This is a genomic window from Micromonospora taraxaci, assembly GCF_007830095.1.
Classification (GTDB): Bacteria; Actinomycetota; Actinomycetes; order Mycobacteriales; family Micromonosporaceae; genus Micromonospora; species Micromonospora taraxaci.
The window spans coordinates 606,387-624,424 of record NZ_VIWZ01000002.1; the positions used below are offsets into that span (position 1 = coordinate 606,387).

At 71.9% G+C, this 18,038-nt stretch carries 16 protein-coding genes; 14 read left to right on the forward strand and 2 right to left on the reverse strand.

Annotation, left to right across the window (positions count from 1 at the left end):
• Nucleotides 1-277 precede the first annotated feature (277 nt).
• The 4 genes from mfd (at nt 278) to FHU34_RS31995 (ending at nt 7,458) form a co-directional block, all read left to right on the forward strand.
• Entirely contained in the window at nt 278-3,907 is a 3,630-nt protein-coding gene (gene mfd, locus FHU34_RS31980) for a transcription-repair coupling factor (protein WP_145786331.1), read from the forward strand.
• A 59-nt stretch (nt 3,908-3,966) separates the two neighbouring features.
• Nucleotides 3,967-4,719: a hypothetical protein gene (locus tag FHU34_RS31985; protein ID WP_145786332.1), complete on the forward strand. Its 753-nt coding sequence runs from the start codon at nt 3,967-3,969 to the stop codon at nt 4,717-4,719.
• Nucleotides 4,720-4,721: 2 nt separating this feature from the next.
• Nucleotides 4,722-5,708: a nucleoside triphosphate pyrophosphohydrolase gene (locus FHU34_RS31990; protein ID WP_145786333.1), complete on the forward strand. Its 987-nt coding sequence runs from the start codon at nt 4,722-4,724 to the stop codon at nt 5,706-5,708.
• Between the two features lie 130 nt (nt 5,709-5,838).
• Nucleotides 5,839-7,458, forward strand: a complete 1,620-nt coding sequence (locus FHU34_RS31995) for a DUF885 domain-containing protein (RefSeq protein ID WP_145786334.1) — start codon at nt 5,839-5,841, stop codon at nt 7,456-7,458.
• A gap of 23 nt (nt 7,459-7,481) precedes the next feature.
• Here FHU34_RS31995 and nudC read toward each other — a convergent pair whose 3' ends face one another.
• On the reverse strand, nt 7,482-8,363 hold the full coding sequence (nudC, locus tag FHU34_RS32000; RefSeq protein WP_145786335.1) for an NAD(+) diphosphatase: 882 nt from the start codon (nt 8,361-8,363) through the stop codon (nt 7,482-7,484).
• A complete protein-coding gene (locus tag FHU34_RS32005; RefSeq protein WP_145786336.1) occupies nt 8,360-9,052 on the reverse strand; it encodes a hypothetical protein in 693 nt (230 codons plus the stop codon). Before FHU34_RS32005 ends, nudC begins: the two co-directional genes overlap by 4 nt.
• A 213-nt stretch (nt 9,053-9,265) precedes the next feature.
• Here FHU34_RS32005 and eno point away from each other — a divergent pair, with 213 nt between their 5' ends.
• The 10 genes from eno to FHU34_RS32055 all read left to right on the forward strand — a co-directional run bounded on the left by eno (nt 9,266) and on the right by FHU34_RS32055 (nt 18,023).
• Nucleotides 9,266-10,549 (forward strand): phosphopyruvate hydratase, encoded by a 1,284-nt coding sequence (gene eno / locus FHU34_RS32010; RefSeq protein WP_145786337.1) that lies wholly within the window; start codon nt 9,266-9,268, stop codon nt 10,547-10,549.
• Nucleotides 10,550-10,627: 78 nt separating this feature from the next.
• The gene (locus FHU34_RS32015; protein WP_145786499.1) at nt 10,628-11,269 is read left to right on the forward strand and encodes an FtsB family cell division protein; all 642 of its coding nucleotides are present in this window, start codon (nt 10,628-10,630) and stop codon (nt 11,267-11,269) included.
• A gap of 34 nt (nt 11,270-11,303) precedes the next feature.
• Entirely contained in the window at nt 11,304-11,861 is a 558-nt protein-coding gene (locus FHU34_RS32020; protein ID WP_145786338.1) for a DUF501 domain-containing protein, read from the forward strand.
• On the forward strand, nt 11,858-12,379 hold the full coding sequence (locus FHU34_RS32025; RefSeq protein WP_145786339.1) for an amino-acid N-acetyltransferase: 522 nt from the start codon (nt 11,858-11,860) through the stop codon (nt 12,377-12,379). The genes FHU34_RS32020 and FHU34_RS32025 overlap by 4 nt, the downstream gene beginning before the upstream one ends.
• A gap of 237 nt (nt 12,380-12,616) precedes the next feature.
• Complete coding sequence (locus FHU34_RS32030; protein ID WP_145786340.1) at nt 12,617-13,657, forward strand: ArsR/SmtB family transcription factor; 1,041 nt, start codon at nt 12,617-12,619, stop codon at nt 13,655-13,657.
• A gap of 22 nt (nt 13,658-13,679) precedes the next feature.
• Nucleotides 13,680-14,621, forward strand: a complete 942-nt coding sequence (locus tag FHU34_RS32035; protein ID WP_145786500.1) for a Ppx/GppA phosphatase family protein — start codon at nt 13,680-13,682, stop codon at nt 14,619-14,621.
• Between the two features lie 324 nt (nt 14,622-14,945).
• Entirely contained in the window at nt 14,946-15,278 is a 333-nt protein-coding gene (locus FHU34_RS32040) for a PadR family transcriptional regulator (RefSeq protein ID WP_088986312.1), read from the forward strand.
• On the forward strand, nt 15,275-16,309 hold the full coding sequence (locus FHU34_RS32045) for a DUF1275 domain-containing protein (RefSeq protein ID WP_145786341.1): 1,035 nt from the start codon (nt 15,275-15,277) through the stop codon (nt 16,307-16,309). Before FHU34_RS32040 ends, FHU34_RS32045 begins: the two co-directional genes overlap by 4 nt.
• A 130-nt stretch (nt 16,310-16,439) precedes the next feature.
• Complete coding sequence (locus tag FHU34_RS32050; protein ID WP_145786342.1) at nt 16,440-17,123, forward strand: LppU/SCO3897 family protein; 684 nt, start codon at nt 16,440-16,442, stop codon at nt 17,121-17,123.
• 213 nt (nt 17,124-17,336) lie between these two features.
• On the forward strand, nt 17,337-18,023 hold the full coding sequence (locus FHU34_RS32055) for a dienelactone hydrolase family protein (protein WP_145786343.1): 687 nt from the start codon (nt 17,337-17,339) through the stop codon (nt 18,021-18,023).
• Nucleotides 18,024-18,038: the final 15 nt, after the last annotated feature.

Consider the following 18,038-nt stretch of genomic DNA (forward strand, 5'->3'; position numbering starts at 1 on the left):
TTGTTCGAGCGTGACCTTGGCCGATGTGGGTCGCCCCAAAACCTCGCCCCGGTCCGTGGAGAGGTCAAGATCCGCGCAACATCGGGGATGTTGGTGTTTCCCGCGCGTCGGAGGCAGCAACATCGCCGATGTTGCGCGGATCGAGACGCAAGGCGCGGGGACCTGGGCGGAAGCGGGTGTCTGTCGGTCGACGGAGATAGGCTGGCTGCTGTGCGCCCCCCGTCCGGCTGGACGCGGGGCCGCCGTCGTGTGCGTCGACTCCCCTGGAAGGATTCCCTTGCTCACCGGTCTGTTCACCGCTGCCCTGGCCGACCCCGGGCTGGCCCGGGCGCGTGACCTGGCGCGCTCCGGTGCCGCCCAGGTCGACGGCCTCGACATCACCGCCCCGGCGGCGCTGCGTCCGTTCGCCGTCGCGGCGGTCGCCGCCGACAACGAGGGGGCCGGGCGGCCCGTGCTGGCGGTGACCGCCACCACCCGGGAGGCCGACGACCTGGTCGCCGCCCTGGGCGGGTTGCTGCCGGCGGAGCAGGTGGTCGTCTTCCCTTCCTGGGAGACGCTGCCGCACGAGCGGCTGTCCCCACGCTCGGACACGGTGGGTCGACGGCTGGCCGTGCTGCGCCGGTTGGCGCACCCGGAGGCCACCGACGCGCACGGCGGCACCGGGCCGCTGCGAGTGGTCGTGGCCCCGGTCCGTTCGCTCCTCCAGCCGCAGCTCAAGGGGCTCGGTGATCTGGAGCCGGTGCAGCTCGCCGCCGGTGCGGAGGCAGACCTCGAGGAGGTCGCCCGCCGGCTGATTGACATGGCGTACGCCCGGGTCGACCTGGTCACCAAGCGCGGCGAGTTCGCCGTGCGCGGCGGGATCCTGGACGTCTTCCCGCCCACCGACGAGCACCCGTCCCGGGTCGAGTTCTGGGGCGACGAGGTGGAGGAGATCCGCACCTTCGCCGTGGCCGACCAGCGGACCATCGAGCAGGTTCCGCTGCTGTGGGCGCCGCCCTGCCGGGAGTTGCTGCTCACCCCAGCGGTCCGTGAGCGGGCCGCCGCCCTCGCCGAGCAGCACCCCGAGCTGGCCGAGATCCTCGACAAGCTCGCCGAGGGCATCCCGGTGGAGGGGATGGAGTCGCTGGCGCCGGTGCTGGTCGGCCCCGACTCGCTGGAGTTGCTGCTGGACGCCATGCCGTCCGGCACCCACGTGCTGCTGTGCGACCCGGAGCGGATCCGCACGAGGGCGCACGACCTGGTGCGTACCTCGGAGGAGTTTTTGCAGGCCAGCTGGGCCGCCGCCGCGGTCGGTGGCCAGGCCCCGGTGGACGTCGGCGCCGCCGCCTTCCGCACCCTCGGCGAAGTCCGCGCCGCCGCGGGCAAGCTCCGCCAGCCTTGGTGGACGCTGTCTCCGTTCGGGCTGGTCGAAGCGGAGAACGCCGAGACGCGGCAGCCCTGGGAGGACGCGCCCGAGGAGGCCGCCGTCACCCCGGACGACGCCATCGCGGTGACCCTCGGCGCTCAGCCGGCCCCGCTGTACCACGGCGAGACCAGCAGGGTGGTCGACGATCTGAAGCGCTGGGCCGGTGAGGGCTGGTCGATCGCGCTGGTCTTCGAGGGGCACGGCCCCGCTCAGCGGGCGGTGGAGGTGCTGCGCGACGCCGGGCTGGGCGCCCGGTTGGCCGAGGAGGTGCCGACCGCGCCGGTCCCCGGCGAGCTGGTGGTCACCTGCGGCGCGTTGGGCAGCGGTTTCGTCGACGAGGCGTCCCGTTTCGTGCTGTTGACCGGCAACGACGTGACAGGTGGCCGGGGTACGTCGACCCGGGACATGCGCAAGATGCCGAGCCGGCGGCGCAACACCATCGACCCGCTGGAGCTGAAGGCTGGCGACCATGTGGTGCACGAGCAGCACGGCATCGGCCGCTACGTCGAGCTGGTGCAGCGCACCGTCAACGGCGCCAGCCGCGAATACCTGGTGATCGAGTACGCGGCCAGCAAGCGTGGGCAGCCCGGCGACCGCCTCTTCGTGCCGACCGACCAGCTCGACCAGCTCTCCCGTTACGTGGGCGGGGAGCAGCCGACGCTGCACAAGATGGGCGGCTCGGACTGGCAGAAGTCCAAGGCTCGGGCCCGCAAGGCGGTCCGGGAGATCGCCGCCCAGCTGATCCAGCTCTACGCGGCGCGCAAGGCGTCCAAGGGCCACTCGTTCGGTCCGGACACCCCGTGGCAGCGCGAGTTGGAGGATGCCTTCCCCTGGCAGGAGACGCCGGACCAGCTCGCCGCGATCGACGAGGTCAAGCGGGACATGGAGCAGACCGTCCCGATGGACCGGCTGATCTGCGGTGATGTCGGCTACGGCAAGACCGAGATCGCGGTCCGGGCGGCGTTCAAGGCGGTGCAGGACGGCAAGCAGGTGGCGGTGCTGGTGCCCACCACCCTGCTGGTTCAGCAGCACTACAACACGTTCGCCGAGCGGATGAGCCAGTTCCCGGTCCAGATCCGGCAGCTGTCCCGGTTCCAGACGGCGAAGGAGACCGAGCGCACGATGGAGATGGTCGCCGACGGCACCGTCGACATCGTCATCGGCACCCACCGCCTGTTGCAGACCGCCACCCGGTTCAAGCAGCTCGGTCTGGTGATCGTGGACGAGGAGCAGCGCTTCGGTGTCGAGCACAAGGAGCACCTGAAGACGCTGCGCGCGTCCGTCGACGTGCTGAGCATGTCGGCCACCCCGATCCCGCGGACCCTGGAGATGGCGATCACCGGCATCCGGGAGATGTCCACGATCGCCACCCCGCCGGAGGAGCGGCACCCGGTGCTGACCTTCGTCGGCGCGCAGGACGACCGGCAGGTGGCGGCGTCCATCCACCGCGAGTTGCTGCGCGACGGGCAGGTCTTCTACCTGCACAACCGGGTCGAGTCGATCGACCGGGCGGCGCGGCGGCTGCGGGAGTTGGTGCCCGAGGCGCGGGTCGCGGTGGCGCACGGCCAGATGAGCGAGGACGCGCTGGAGAAGGTGATGGTCGGCTTCTGGGAGAAGGAGTTCGACGTCCTGGTCTGCACCACGATCGTCGAGTCGGGCATCGACATCCCGAACGCCAACACACTGATCGTGGAGCGCGCCGACCTGCTCGGCCTGGCCCAGTTGCACCAGATCCGGGGCCGGGTCGGCCGGGGCCGGGAGCGGGCGTACGCGTACTTCCTGTACCCGCCGGAGAAGCCGCTCACCGAGCACGCCCACGAGCGGCTGGCGACGATCGCGCAGCACACCGAGCTGGGTGCCGGCATGTACGTGGCGATGAAGGACCTGGAGATCCGGGGTGCCGGCAACCTGCTCGGCGGTGAGCAGTCCGGGCACATCGAGGGTGTCGGCTTCGACCTGTACGTGCGGATGGTCGGCGAGGCGGTCTCCGCGTTCAAGGGCGAGCGGCCGGAGGAGGAGGTCGATGTCAAGATCGATCTGCCGGTCGACGCGCACCTGCCGCACGATTACGTGAGCGTGGAGCGGCTGCGCCTGGAGATGTACCGCAAGCTCGCCGAGGCGCGCGACGAGGAGCGGCTGGGCGAGGTGATCGCCGAGATGACCGACCGGTACGGCGAGCCGCCGGCCCCGGTGCAGAACCTGGTGGAGGTGGCCCGGTTCCGCCTGCTGGCCCGCCGCTACGGCCTGACCGACGTGTCCATGCAGGGCAAGCACGTCCGGTTCGGTCCGCTGCCGCTGCCGGATTCGAAGCAGTTGCGGCTCAAGCGCTACCACCCGGATGCCGTCTACAAGCAGGCCACCGACCAGGTCAGCGTGCCCCGACCGACCACCCGCCGGATCGGCGGCGAGCCGTTGCGCGACCAGGCGCTGTTGCAGTGGTGCGCGCAGTTGCTCTCCGATGTGCTCGGTGCCCCCGCAGTGGTGGCGGGGGCGCCGGCCTGAGCCGCTCGTGCGGTGGGGGGCGTCACAGCGGCGTGCCCTGCCGTGAGAGAGTGACCGTCATGCGTGCTCGCCGTCTTGTCGCCGTCGCCAGCGTGGCGGTCGGTCTCATCGCCCTCTCCGGATGTCGTGCCGAGCCCGGCATCGCCGCCTACATCGGTGACCACCGCATCACCGACGAGCGGGTTGCCGCCGTGCTGAAGGACCTGCGCGACAAGAACCCGGAGTCGCCCGCCGCGAGCCAGCCCGGCCAGGCGGCGCCGAAGCCGACCGGCCCGGCCGACGTGGCCAGCGTGCTGGTGCTGAGCGAGGTGTGTAAGCAGGTCTCCGCCGAGAAGAACTACCAGCCGCGTGGCCAGGTGGCTTCCGACCAGGTCGCCCAGGCGCTCCAGTTGACGGCTGACACGGAGTACGTGCAGCAGGTGTCCGCCCTCTACACCTGCCTGTCCGGGGTGCCGTCCGAGTCGGTCGCGCCGACCGAGCAGGAGATGAAGACCCTGATCGCGGTCGGCCGTGAGGCGGGCCAGATCCCCGCCGCCACGAGCGACGAGGAGGCCGCCCGCCAGCTCGACGGCGACCAGTTGCGTGGTGCGCTGGCGACCCGACGGTCGCTGGTCGAGGCGGTCGAGCGCTACGACGTAACGGTCAGCCCCCGGTACCGCCCGCTGGAGTTCCCGGTGCTCAGCTTCCCTGGTGACATTCCCGCGGTGAGCGTGCCGCTGGGTGAGCCGGGCTCCGACATGGTCACCGACGTCTCCACCCCGGAGTCGGTCGAGTCGGCCGCCACCCCCGACGCCGAGGGCACGGCCAGCTGAACATGACGGCACGGATCGTCCTGCTGGTCACGTCGCCCCGGCTACCGGCCGGGTTGCTGACGGCGGCGGCCTGGGACGTCGTACGCCAGCACCCGGTGCTGACCGGCGCGGAGAGCGAGTTGGTCACGGCGGTGCGCCAGGCGGGCGCCGAGGTCGTCGTGGTGGACGGCCCGGCGACGCAACGGCTGCTGGACACGGTGGCGGCGCACGGCACGGCGGTGTGGTTGGCCGGCCCGGCCGGCGACGAGGCTCTTGCCCGGGAGTTGGGCCTGCGGCTGGCCCGGGAGCCGGGGTTGGCCGAGATGGAGCTGATGTACGGCTCGTGGGACCCGCCGGGCGCGCGACTGCTCGACACGGTGGCCGTGCTGGACCGGTTGGCCTCGCCGGGTGGTGACCCGTGGAAGCGTGCGCAGACGCACCGCAGCCTCGCCGGTTACCTGCTGGAGGAGAGCTACGAGGCGTACGACGCGATCGACGCCGACGACACCGATGCGCTGCGTGAGGAGTTGGGCGACGTCCTCCTGCAGGTGGTGTTGCACGCGCGGCTCGCCGAGGAGTTGCCCGAGGGTGAGCGGTGGAGCATCGACGACGTGGCCGGTGGCCTGGTCGACAAGATGATCCGGCGCAATCCGCACGTCTTCGCCGGTGCCGAGGCGGGCACGCTGGAGGAGATCACCGAGAACTGGGAGCGGATCAAGCGCGCGGAGAAGGCCCGGAAGTCGGTGCTGGACGGCGTCGCGTTGAGCCAGCCTGCCCTGGCCCTGGCCACGCAGATCCTGGCGCGTGCCGCCCGAGCGGGCATGAGTGTTCCACCGCCACTGGCGGACACCCAGGTGGACGCCGAAGCAAGGCTGGGCGCGAGCCTCCTGGCAACGGTGGCGGCTGCCCGCGAAGCGGGCATCAACCCGGAAGCGGCCCTCCGCCGCACGACCCTCGCCTACGCCGAAGCCCTCCGCGCCGTCGAACCCCCACCCCCAGACCCGCGTTGACCATGAAGTTGTTGCCACGACACGCCGAGGCGGACGGCAACAACTCCATGATCGACGGGAGTGGGAGGGGCATCGACGGGAGCGTGCGGAACCGGCGGCGTCGTCGGGGGTGATCGGTAGGGTGGGCCGGGTGGAAGCCTTTGGGGTGCTGGCCGAGCGGGTTGTCGAGGCGTTGCTGGAGTCGCGGCCGGGGGTGGCCACCGCCGCCGGCGACCACCGGTTCGACGACCGGCTTCCTGATCTGTCCGCCGACGGGCTCGCGGCCGATCGGGCGATGCTCTCCGACGCGGCCAACGCGCTGTCCGAGCTGGACCCGGATTCGCTCGACGTCGACGAGCAGGTCGACCACGCGCTGCTGACCTCCTTCGTGGACCGGGAGCTGTTCGAGCTGACCGAGATCCGGTCGCACGAGTGGAACCCGCTGTGGCACAACCCCGGATCGTTCCTGCACCCGTTGCTGACCCGCCCGTACGCCCCGGCGGAGGTGCGACTGACCCAACTGGCCGGTCGGCTCGCCGCCGTACCGGACGCCCTCGCCACCGCCCGCTCGACGCTGCGCGACATGCCGCGGATCCACGCGGAGACGGCGGTCGGGCAGTTCGCCGGCACGGCCGCGTTGATCCGCGACGAGCTGCCGGCCCTGCTCGCCCAGGCGCCGAGCGCCCTCGACCGGGTCGAGCCGGCCGCCACCGCGGCGATCGCCGCGATCGAGGAGTTCGTCGCGTGGCTGCGCGCCGGCCTGGCCGCCGACGCGGGCCCCGGACGTGACCCCCGGCTGGGCCGCCGCCGCTGGGAGGCCCGGCTGTGGCACACCCTCGACACCGAGTTGGGCGCCGCCGAGATCCAGCGCCGTGCCTGGGCCAACCTGGACCGGGTCACCGCGGAGATCCGCGAGGCGGCCGTCGAGCTGGTCGGTGGCCCGGCCGACGACGCCGCGGTACGCAGGGCGCTGGACCTGCTCGCCGCCGAGCACCCGAACGACGCGACAATCGTCGAGCTGGCCGGTGTGACACTGGACGAGGCGACCGATTTCGTCCGCGCCCACGACCTGGTCACCCTGGTCGACGACAGGTGTGTGATCCAGGAGATGCCGGAGTTCGCCAGGGGTGTCGCGGTGGCCTACTGCGACGCGCCCGGCCCGCTGGAGACTGCGGCAGTGCCGACCTTCTACTGCATCGCGCCCACCCCGACGGACTGGCCGGCGCAGCGGGTCGAGTCGTTCTACCGCGAGTACAACGACCACATGATCCGCAACCTGACCGTGCACGAGGCGATGCCGGGGCACTTCCTCCAGCTCGCCCACGCGCGCCGCTACGTCGGCGGCACCCGGGTCCGTGCGCTGGCCGAGTCCGGCCCGTTCATCGAGGGCTGGGCGGTGTACGCGGAGGAGTTGATGACGGGCCTCGGCTTCGGTGGCCTGCCGGTGCGGTTGCAGCAGCTCAAGATGCAGCTCCGGATGACCATCAACGCGCTGCTCGACCAGTTGGTGCACGCCGAGGACCTGCCCGAGGCGGAGGCGATGGCGTTGATGACCGGGCGCGGCTTCCAGGAGGAGGGCGAGGCGGCCGGCAAGTGGCGTCGCTCGTTGCTCACCTCCACCCAGCTCTCCACCTACTTCGTCGGGTACAGCGAGGTCGCCGAGGTCGCCGCCGCCCGCCCGGACGGAGTGTCGCTGCGCGACTGGCACGACGCGATGCTGTCCCACGACTGCCCGCCCCCGCGCCACCTGCGTACCCTGCTCGGCGTCTGAGGAGCCCGCCGGGCCCGCGCGGTTCAGCGCCGTGCGGCGGTCACTGTCGCGTCGATCAGCCAGCGCGAGATGGAGTACGCGGGCGGCAGTTCCGCCGGCAGCGCATCCACGCCGAACCATCGGGCTTCGGTCAGCTCCCGGCCGTCGACCACCGGCTCGGCGTGCGGGTCGGCGGCACGGGCGGTGAAACCGGCGAGCAGCACGCCGGGGCCGGAGATCGCCCACGGCTGGCTGCCGAAGTACGCCAGTCGGTCGACGGACAACGCGACCTCCTCGCCGACCTCCCGGTGCACCGCCGCCTCCAGCGTCTCGCCGGCCTCCACGAAGCCGGCCACGAGTGCCCACAGCCCGGTCGGTCCGGTGGCGTGCCGGACCAGCAGCAGCTCGTCGGCGCGACCGGCCGGGCCGGGCCGGGTGATCGCCACCAACACCGCGGCGGAGAGCTGCATCGGGACGTACAGGCCGCAGTCGGGGCACCGCCGCGCGGTCTCGCCCGGCTTGTCGGTCAGCTCGGCGCGGCAGGCGCCACACCACCTGTGGGTACGCCGCCAGGTGATCACCGCCAACGCCCGGCTGGCGAGCGCGGCGTGTGGCTCCGGCACCTCGGCGGCGAGCGACGCCCAGCCACGTGCCCGGCCGGGAAGAGTGCCGGCGGTGGTGAGATCGGTGGCCCAGGCGGGCACCCCGTCGAGGGTGCCCAGCGGCACCCAGTCGGTGTCGGCGGGCAGGTCGGCGACGCGGAGTGGTCGACCGTCGGCGTCGGTCAGCAGCTTCGCGCCGGTCACCGGTAGGGCCAGGTCGCCGGGGGCGGGCAGCCGCCCCCGCTCGGCCCCGGGCTGGAAACCGGCGGGTCGTGCCGCGGACGCGGGTGGGTCGAGCCCGGCAGCGGCGGCCGGGCCGGTCACGACCCTCCCGGGCGGCTGTCCACGACGCCGGCGCCGGCCGGTGGGTCGAACGCGTCGTTGTCCACGGTCGCGGAGTAGCGGCTCAGCGCCAACTCCATCGGCTTGCCGTCGACGGGCCCGGTGAAGCTGCCGAGCACGCCCTCGGTGGTCACGCAGGCGGTGAAGTCACCGGAGGAACTTTCCACGTTCACACACGCGGCGTGGTGTCCGGCGATCGTGGTGTCGCTCTGCTTGATGACCGCCTGTGGGTCGAGTGCGGCGGTGGTCAGCAGTCCGACCACCACCGGCGGTGTGACAAGCCCCTGCTGGTTGGCTTCGCCGAAGAGCGTCACTGTGGGCTTGCTGCCCGGGGTGGGCGGGGTGGCCAGGGTGCACTCCGGCCGGGCACCGGTGGTCGTGCACCGGGTGATCGCCTCCGGTGTGACGGTGAGCCGCCCGCCCGGATAGGTGTACGCGGAGCGGGCCGGGTCCTGCGCCTGCACGATCGCGGCGCTCTGGCCGCCGGGCAGCTGGTAGTCGGCCGAGTACGTCAGCTCCAACGCCCGGTCGAGTCGGGCGGCGAGGTCGTTGACGAGTTCCGAGCGACCCATGGCGACTCCGGCGTCCTCGAATGTCTGACAGCCAGTGACCGTGAGCGACGCGATGACCGACACGGCGAGCATGCGGAGGGTGGTCGAGGCGGCGGGCATGCCGACCAGCCTGGTGGATCTGGTCCGCGCAGCGCAAACCCGTTGCCGGTTGACGCCCGGAAATCCGGGAATGTCCGTCAGTGCGGGGCGACTCGGGTGCGCGGGCGACGCCGTGCCGTTTCCCGTGGCCCGATACGCTGCGTTCAACACCTGCCTCAGCCGCACCGTCGCGGCCCACCCACGGACCGGATTACAACAACGAGGAGCGACTCAGTGGCAACCATCGAGGGAATCGTCGCCCGGGAGATTCTCGACTCGCGGGGCAACCCCACGGTCGAGGTCGAGGTCGGCCTGGACGACGGCACGGTGGCTCGCGCCGCGGTGCCCTCCGGCGCCTCCACCGGCGCGTTCGAGGCGATCGAGCTGCGCGACGGTGACGCCGACCGCTACCAGGGCAAGGGCGTGGAGAAGGCGGTCTCCAACGTCGAAGACAAGATCGTCGACCAGATCATCGGGTACGAGGCCAGCGAGCAGCGGCTCATCGACCAGAAGATGCTCGACATCGACGGCACCGACAGCAAGTCGGAGCTGGGCGCGAACGCCATCCTGGGGGTCTCCCTGGCGGTGGCGAAGGCCGCTGCCGGCAGCGCCGAGCTGAGCCTCTTCCGCTACCTGGGCGGCCCGAACGCGCACCTCCTGCCGGTGCCGATGATGAACATCCTCAACGGTGGCGCGCACGCCGACTCGAACGTCGACATCCAGGAATTCATGATCGCGCCGATCGGCGCGCCCACCTTCCGGGAGGCGCTGCGCTCGGGCGCGGAGGTCTACCACGCGCTGAAGTCGGTGCTGAAGAAGAAGGGCCTGTCGACGGGCCTCGGTGACGAGGGTGGCTTCGCACCGAACCTGCCGACGAACGCGGCGGCCCTGGACCTGATCGCCGAGGCGGTCGAGAAGGCCGGCTACCGGCTCGGCAGCGACATCGTGTTCGCGCTCGACGTGGCGGCCACGGAGTTCTTCGACAACGGCACCTACACCTTCGAGGGTGCCGCGAAGTCCGCCGAGGACATGAGCACCTACTACACCAAACTGGCCGACGAGTACCCGATCGTGTCGATCGAGGACCCGCTGGCCGAGGACGACTGGAGCGGCTGGCAGACGCTGACCGCCTCGATCGGCGACCGGGTGCAGATCGTCGGTGACGACCTGTTCGTCACCAACCCGCAGCGGATCGCCCGCGGCATCGCGGAGAAGTCCGCGAACGCGGTCCTGGTCAAGGTCAACCAGATCGGCTCGCTGACCGAGACCCTGGACGCCGTGGACCTGGCCCACCGGGCCGGCTTCAAGTGCATGATGAGCCACCGCTCCGGCGAGACCGAGGACACCACCATCGCCGACCTGGCGGTCGCCACCGGTTGTGGCCAGATCAAGACCGGCGCGCCGGCCCGCTCGGACCGCGTCGCCAAGTACAACCAGCTGCTCCGGATCGAGGAGGAGCTGGCCGACGCGGCGCGCTACGCGGGCGCCGGCGCGTTCCCGCGCTACCGTTCGGCCTGAGACGCTGCCGGGAAGCCCCGCCGCGGGGCTTCCCGACAAACCCTGTAACGCACGAAGCCTCGGGGGAGGGGTGTGACGATGCAGCAGCGCCGCACACCGGGTGGTCAGCGTCCCGCCCGTCGGCCGGGTCAGTCCGGTCGGCCGGGCGGAGGCCGCTCCACGCGGGGATCGGTGCGGGAGGCCGGCGTACGCGCCGAACCCCGTACCGCCGCTGGTCGGGCACCGGGCGCGGCCCGGGGCGCCGAGGGTGTGCGCTCGGCGAATCGTCCGGCCGCCGCTCGGCGTACCGCCGCCGGTGGGTCCGTCAAACGGCTCGTCGCACCCCACCCCCGTCGCTTCACCGGTCGGGCCACCGTGCTTTTCGCGGTCCTGATCGCGCTCGCGCTGGCCTACACGTACCCGGTCCGGGTCTACCTGGACCAGCAGGCCGACATCGAGCGGATGGAGGCGGCCCAGGCGGCGCAGGAGGCGGAGATCGCCAAGCTCGCGGCCGAGGCGGCCAACTGGGAGGACCCGGCGTACATCAAGACGCAGGCTCGGGAGCGGTTCTTCATGGGCGAACCGGGCGAAAAGATGATGGTGGTGCTGCACGACCCGGAGGGCGCGGCCCGGGACGCCGGGAAGTCGGCCGGTTCAACGCCACCAGCCGGGCCGACCACCTGGTACGACACGCTCTGGTCGAGCGTGCAGGCGGCCGACAACCAGCAGCCGGGCAAGTGAACCACCGATCAGCGCACCAGGAGAGATGGGCACCGTGACTGTCGTACCACCGTCGGAGCCGGCGGCGGATTCCGTACCCCTGCCGCAGCGGGAGCCCGCGACCGAGGCCGACCTGGCAGCGGTGGCCGCGCAGCTCGGTCGCACACCCCGGGGCACCCGGGCGGTCGCCCACCGGTGCCCGTGCGGCCTTCCGGACGTGGTGGAGACGACCCCGCGCCTGGCCGACGGCACACCGTTCCCGACGCTCTACTACCTGACCTGCCCCCGAGCCACGGCGGCGTGCAGCCGACTGGAGTCGGCGGGACTGATGAAGGAGATGGCGGACCGGCTGACGACCGACCCCGAGCTGGCCGCCCACTACCGCGCCGCGCACGAGGACTACCTCGCCCGCCGGGAGGCGATCGGCGAGGTGCCGGAGATCGCCGGCATCTCGGCCGGCGGGATGCCCGGCCGGGTGAAGTGCCTGCACGTGCACCTGGGGCACGCGCTGGGCGCCGGCCCCGGGGTCAACCCGTTCGGCGACGAGACGTTGGAGCTGGTCGAGCCCTGGTGGGCGGCCGGTCCGTGCGTGGACGTGCCGGCGGACGAGTGAGCGCGCAGACTGCGGATCAGATCACGGTGCGGCGGGCCCGCACCGGGGACGTCCGGGGCATCCGGCGTCTGGTGGATACCTACACCGACGACCGGCGGCTGTTGAGCAAGGCCACCGTCACCCTCTACGAGCAGGTGCAGGAGTTCCGGGTCGCGGTCCGCGCCGAGGACGGCGTCGTGGTGGGCTGCGGCGCGTTGCATGTGATGTGGGAGGACCTGGCCGAGATCCGCACCGTCGCGGTGGACCCGTCGTGTCGCGGTCAGCGAATCGGGCACCGGCTGGTCAGCGAGCTGATCGACGCGGCCCGGGAGCTGGGCGTGGCACGGATCTTCGTGCTCACCTTCGAGACGCAGTTCTTCGGCGCGTTCGGCTTCCAGGAGATCGACGGCGCACCGGTGCCGCAACCCGTGTACGAGCAGCTGCTGCGCTCGTACGACGAGGGTGTCGCGGAGTTCCTGGATCTGGAGCGGGTCAAGCCGAACACGCTGGGCAACACCCGGATGCTGCTGCGCCTGTAGTCGGGTGTTCGTCGCCGGGGCGTCAGCTCGACGCGGAGGCTGCGGTGGTCGGGGCCGACGAGGGTTGCCCCCGCTCAGCACAAGCTGCAGCCACGACGGTGGGGCAGAGCCCCGTCAACACTGCCACCGTCGGCCGCACGTCGGCCACCCCCCGTCGACCCCGCCGTCCACCCTGGAGGTGGCCGATTCGGGAAACAACCCTTTCGGTCCTGGGCGAAGCAGGGCAGGCTGTCTCCCATGCTTCGCCTCCATCTCGGGTCGGCGGATCTCTGCCGGGTGCGCTTCGGCGCCCGGCTGCACCCGGTCGGCACCGCGCTGCTGGCCGGGCAGTGGCTGCGCGACCCGACTGTCGCGATGATGGCGCCGGCCCTGGCCGAGCGAGCGGCAGCTGTCGAGAGCACGGGGACCGCCCAGGCCGCCACCGCGATCCTGCGACACCTGTTGCCGGCACGGGGGCGTCTGCCGGATTTCGTCACGCCCTTCGACGGGGTGGAGTCGCTCACCGCCGGGCTGGAGGCGATCCAGGCCACCCCGGCACGGCGGGTACGCGACGAGGTCGTCGCCGCGTACGGGGATGTGGCGGCCACCCCGCTGCGGCGACGGTTCGCGGCGGCCGACCCGGAGGTGCTGGACCTGTTCGGCGGGGCCGTCCGCACCTGGTTCGACGCCGTCCTCGCGCCGCACTGGTCCGAGCTGGTTTCCGCGTACCGCCAGCAGGTGACCTGTGCCAGCCGGCAGCTGGCGCAACACGGCCTGGCCGGCCTGTTCGCGGGCCTGCACCCGGCGATCAGGTGGCGGGAGCCGGTGCTGGAGATACAAACGTGGTGGGACGGGGACCTGCCCGGCACCGGTCACGGGCTGCTCCTGCTGCCCTCCCCGCTGGCCGGGCCCCGACCACGGGTCCTGGCCGAGCCGGGTCGCCCCATCCTGCTCGTCTACCCGTCGGCGATGCCCGCGCGTCCGGCCACCGCCGACCGTGACGCCCTCGGCCGGCTGCTCGGCGTCACCCGGGCGTTGGTCCTGTGCCGCCTCGCAGCCGAGGGTGGGTTGACCACCACGGTGCTGTCCCGGGCGGTCGGCATCAGCCTCTCCTCGGCCTCGGAGCACGCCAGCGCGCTGCGGGCGACCGGGCTGGTGGTCAGCGAGCGGGAGGGTGGGGCGGTCCGGCATCACCTGACGACGCTCGGCGCGAATCTGTTGCGGGGCTTGTCGGACGACCCGCCCGTGACGTGTCCACCGCCGTGCCGGTCTGCCGGATGGCCATCCGGCCTGCCGTAAGGTTGCTGCCGTGACGACGCGTGTGGCGGCCATCGACTGCGGGACCAACTCGATCCGACTGTTGGTCGCCGACCTGCCCGACGACTCGGCCGGGCCGCCGGCGCCGCTCGTCGACCTGACCCGACGGATGGAGATCGTCCGGCTCGGTGAGGGTGTGGACCGCACCGGTCGACTGGCCCCGGAGGCGATCGAGCGGACCCGGGTGGCGCTGGCGTCGTACGCCGCCGACATCGAGAAGTTCGGCGCGGAGCGGGTCCGCATGTGTGCCACCTCGGCTTCCCGGGACGCCGCCAACGCGGCCGACTTCACCGAGATGGTGCAGCGCACCCTCGGTGTCGCGCCCGAGGTGGTCACCGGAGACGAGGAGGCCCGGCTGTCGTTCACCGGTGCGGTGCGCGGGCTACCGGCCGACGCGAAGGCGCCCTTCCTGGTGGTCGACATCGGCGGCGGTTCCACCGAGTTCGTGGTCGGCGACCGGGAGGCAGGGGTGCGCGCGGCGATCTCGGTGGACATCGGCTGTGTCCGGATGACCGAGCGGCACCTGCCCGGTGACCCTCCGACGCCCGAGCAGGTCGCTGCCGCGCAGGCCGACATCGCGGCCGCGGTGGACCGGGCGCTCGCCGCGGTGCCCGGCCGGGAGGCGGCCACACTGGTCGGCCTCGCCGGGTCGGTCACCACAGTGGTCGCCATCGCGCAGGGCCTTCAGGAGTACGACCCGGAGCGCATCCACCACGCCCGGGTGTCGTACGAGGCGGTCGCCCAGGTGACGGCGGACCTGCTGGGTCAGACCCGTGCGCAGCGGTTGGCGATCCCGGTGATGCACCCGGGCCGGGCCGACGTGATCGGCGCGGGCGCGCTGGTGCTTCGCGTGATCATGGAGCGGGCCGGGATGCCATCCGTGGTCGCCTCGGAGCACGACATCCTCGACGGCATCGCCTGGAGCCTCCAACCAGCCACCCGCTAGCGGCTCGGTCACCTCGCCTTCGCCGAAGTCGGGGCGTCCGCGCCCGCGCCCGCGCCAAGATTCGCGCAACATCCCCGATGGTGCGCGGATCCTCCGTGTTGATCTCGCTGCACGCCCCAAGATCGCGCTCGATCCTGGAAGTAGTGGTGAATCCGCAGCGCCGAGGCCACTACATCCTTGATTGAGCACGATCAAGTGGCGCCCACTCGGCACTCGGCACTCGGCCATCCGCGCCGCGCCGCGTTCCGCGCGCCCTGCGCTCGGTTCGGCGTGTTGAGGCGTGATCGTTGACGCTACTTCGCATTACACACTAGTCTCCAATGCGTGGACACCACACAGTTACTGAAGGGCGTGCTGGACCTGGCCGTCCTGGCCGTGCTCCGGGAGGAGGACGGCTACGGGTACGACATCCTGCGCCGGTTGCGCGAGGCCGGCCTGGAGGAGGTCGGTGACGCCTCGGTCTACGGGACGCTCCGCCGCCTCTTCGCCGCCGGCCTGCTCACCACCTACGTCGTGCCGAGCGAATCCGGGCCGCACCGTAAGTACTACTCACTCAACGCCGCGGGGCGTGACCAGTTGACCCGCTCCGGCAAGCTCTGGCGCTCGTTCGCCACCACAATGGACACTCTGCTCGACGATCGGGGGCTGGCGGCATGACCGTCACGGAGCAGGAGATCACCGACTACGTGGCGCGGGTCCGGGCCGCTCTGGCCGACCTGCCGCCCGCCCAACGCGAGGAGCTGACCGAGGACCTCGCCGACCACCTCACCGAGGTCGCCGCCGAGTCCGGAGGCACGCTCGTCGAGCGGCTGGGCGAGCCCGAGACGTACGCCGCCGAACTGCGCGCCGCAGCCGGCGCCGCCAGCGTCAGCGGACGCAACCTCGACCAGCGGGTCGCCACCGCCATGGTCCGGGTCCGCACCCGGCTGCGCGCGATCGACGTCCGACTCGGCCCGGCGCTCGGGTACGAGACGGCGAGCGAGTTCCTCCGGTTGCTGCGACCCGCCTGGTGGGTGCTGCGCGGCTACCTGGCGGCGATGCTGGTGACGATGATGAGCACCAATGGGAGCTACGGGCTGCTGCCCCGGTTCGGCGGAGAACTGCTCGCCGGCATGGTCATGCTCGTCGCATTCGTGCTCGCCTCCATCTGGATCGGTCGCCGATCCGCCCGGCTGGCCGGCTGGCCACGGTGGGCGCTGCATGGCGGCACGTTCGTCCTGGTGGTGTTCGCGTTCGCCGCACTCGGCCACGCGGAGGACCGTCTCGACCGCGACTACTACTACGACCAGACCTCGGTCGACAGTCAGTACAGCCAGATCCGGGACGTCTACGTCTACGACCGTGAGGGTCGTCTGGTGGAGGACGCGCGACTCTTCGACCAGAACGGCAACCCGATCCGGCTGGGCTATCCGGACTGCGGGGGCAACATCGACGAGTACGGCAATCCGCTGCTGCGGCCGTACCCGTACTGCCCGGAGCAGGCGCCCTTCGGGCCTCGTGCCCCCGGTGCGACAGTACCGCTCACGCCACCGGCCGCGCCGGCGACGACGCCGACCGCCACGCCGGACCCGACCGCCACACCGGGTACGCCCGGTGCGCCGCAGCCGAGCGAGACGGCCTCAGGCCAACCCTCGGTGGGCTCCACCGGGACGCCGAGTGGCACACCGACACCGACCGCGACGAGCTGAGTAACGGTGTGAACTGGATCATGCTGCTGAAGCTGGGAAATAGCTGAACGGACGAGGCGAGCGGGACGGCACCGGAAATCAATGATCGTTACGGTGTCGTCTGCTCATCAATCCCTCGGAAGGAACCACAGTGCCAGAGCAGGTCGCACCCCCCTCCGCGCCCGACGCCGCAGCACCCCAGCCGGCCGTCGAGACGCCGCAGCCGACGCCGGCCCAGCCGGAGACGGCCAAGCCGGACGAGGCCGCGCCGGATGCGGCCGCGCCGAACACCCCCGCGCCGGACGCGGCTGCGCCGAACACCCCCGCGCCGGATGCGGCCGCGCCGAACACCCCCGCGCCCGATGCGGCCGCGCCGAACACCCCCGCGCCCGATGCGGCCGCGCCGAACACCCCCGCGCCGGACGCGGCCAAGCCGGAGGCGGAGAAGTCCGGTGGCAAGAAGGCGCTGGGCATCATCGGCGCGATCCTCGCGGTCGTCGTCATCGCCGGCCTGAAGTTCGGCGTCGCCTCGGCGATCGGCAACTACTTCAACAAGGACGAGACGGCTGACGCCAAGGTCGGTGACTGCATCGCCGAGCTGCCCGAGGTCACCGGCACCGAGCAGGAGGAGGTCGACGGCGCCAAGGTCGTGTCCTGCACCTCCACCGACGCCGCGTACACGGTGGTCGGTCGGGTGAACGACCAGAGCCAGGCCCAGGCCCAGGCCGGCACCGCCTGCGACCAGTTCTTCAAGGAGGGCGAGGAGGGGTACGTCTTCTCCAGCATCGAGCCGGGCAAGACCGGCTACGTGCTCTGCCTGACCAAGAAGGCCTGACCTGGAAGGCCTGACCAGCGAGAAAGACCAGCATCGACGGCGGTGGGAGTGGATCCCGCCGCCGTCGGCGTACCCGCAGTCACCGGCCGGCGAACAGGAGGTGAATGCCACTGTTCCGGCGTCTTCCCGACGGCCGCGCGGCGTGGCAGGCTACCGGCACGTAGGACCACTGGGCGACCAGCCAACGATGACTGACCGCTAGGAGGACGGCCCATGGGCGAAATGGTGAGCTACCGCAGCAACGGGGGCACGAGCGAGGGGTATCTCGCGATACCCGCCAGCGGAATGGCCAGCCCTGCCGTCATCGTGATCCAGGAGTGGTGGGGCCTCGTCCCGCACATCCGGTCGGTGGCGGACCGGTTCGCCGAGGCCGGTTTCGTCGCCCTCGCCCCGGACTTCTACCACGGCGAGACGACCAGCGAACCCGACGAGGCGCAGCGCCTCCTGATGGCGATGCGGATGGACGAGGCGGCGAAGGACATCGCCGGCGCGGCCGACTATCTCGCCGGACGGCCGGAGGTCACCGGTAAGGTCGGTGCCGTGGGCTTCTGCGCCGGTGGCAGCCTGGCCCTCTGGTCGGCCACCATCTCCCAGCGGATCGTCGCCACCGCCGGCTTCTACCCCGTGCTGCCCTGGGAGTCGATGCGTCCCGACTGGGCCGACTACGCCGGCAAGGCCGCTGTCATCCACTGCTCCGAAGAGGACGGCACCTCGGCCGCCGAGGGTGTGCAGACCGCCCGCCGGGCCATCGAGGAGGCCGGCGGCGACTGCCACCTCTACGACTACCCGGGCACCTCGCACGCCTTCTTCAACGACGACCGGCCGGAGGCGTTCGACCAGCGCGCCGCCTCCACGGCCTTCGCCCGCACCCTGGAACTCTTCCGGGCCAAGCTTGGCTGAGTCGCGTACCCCGGA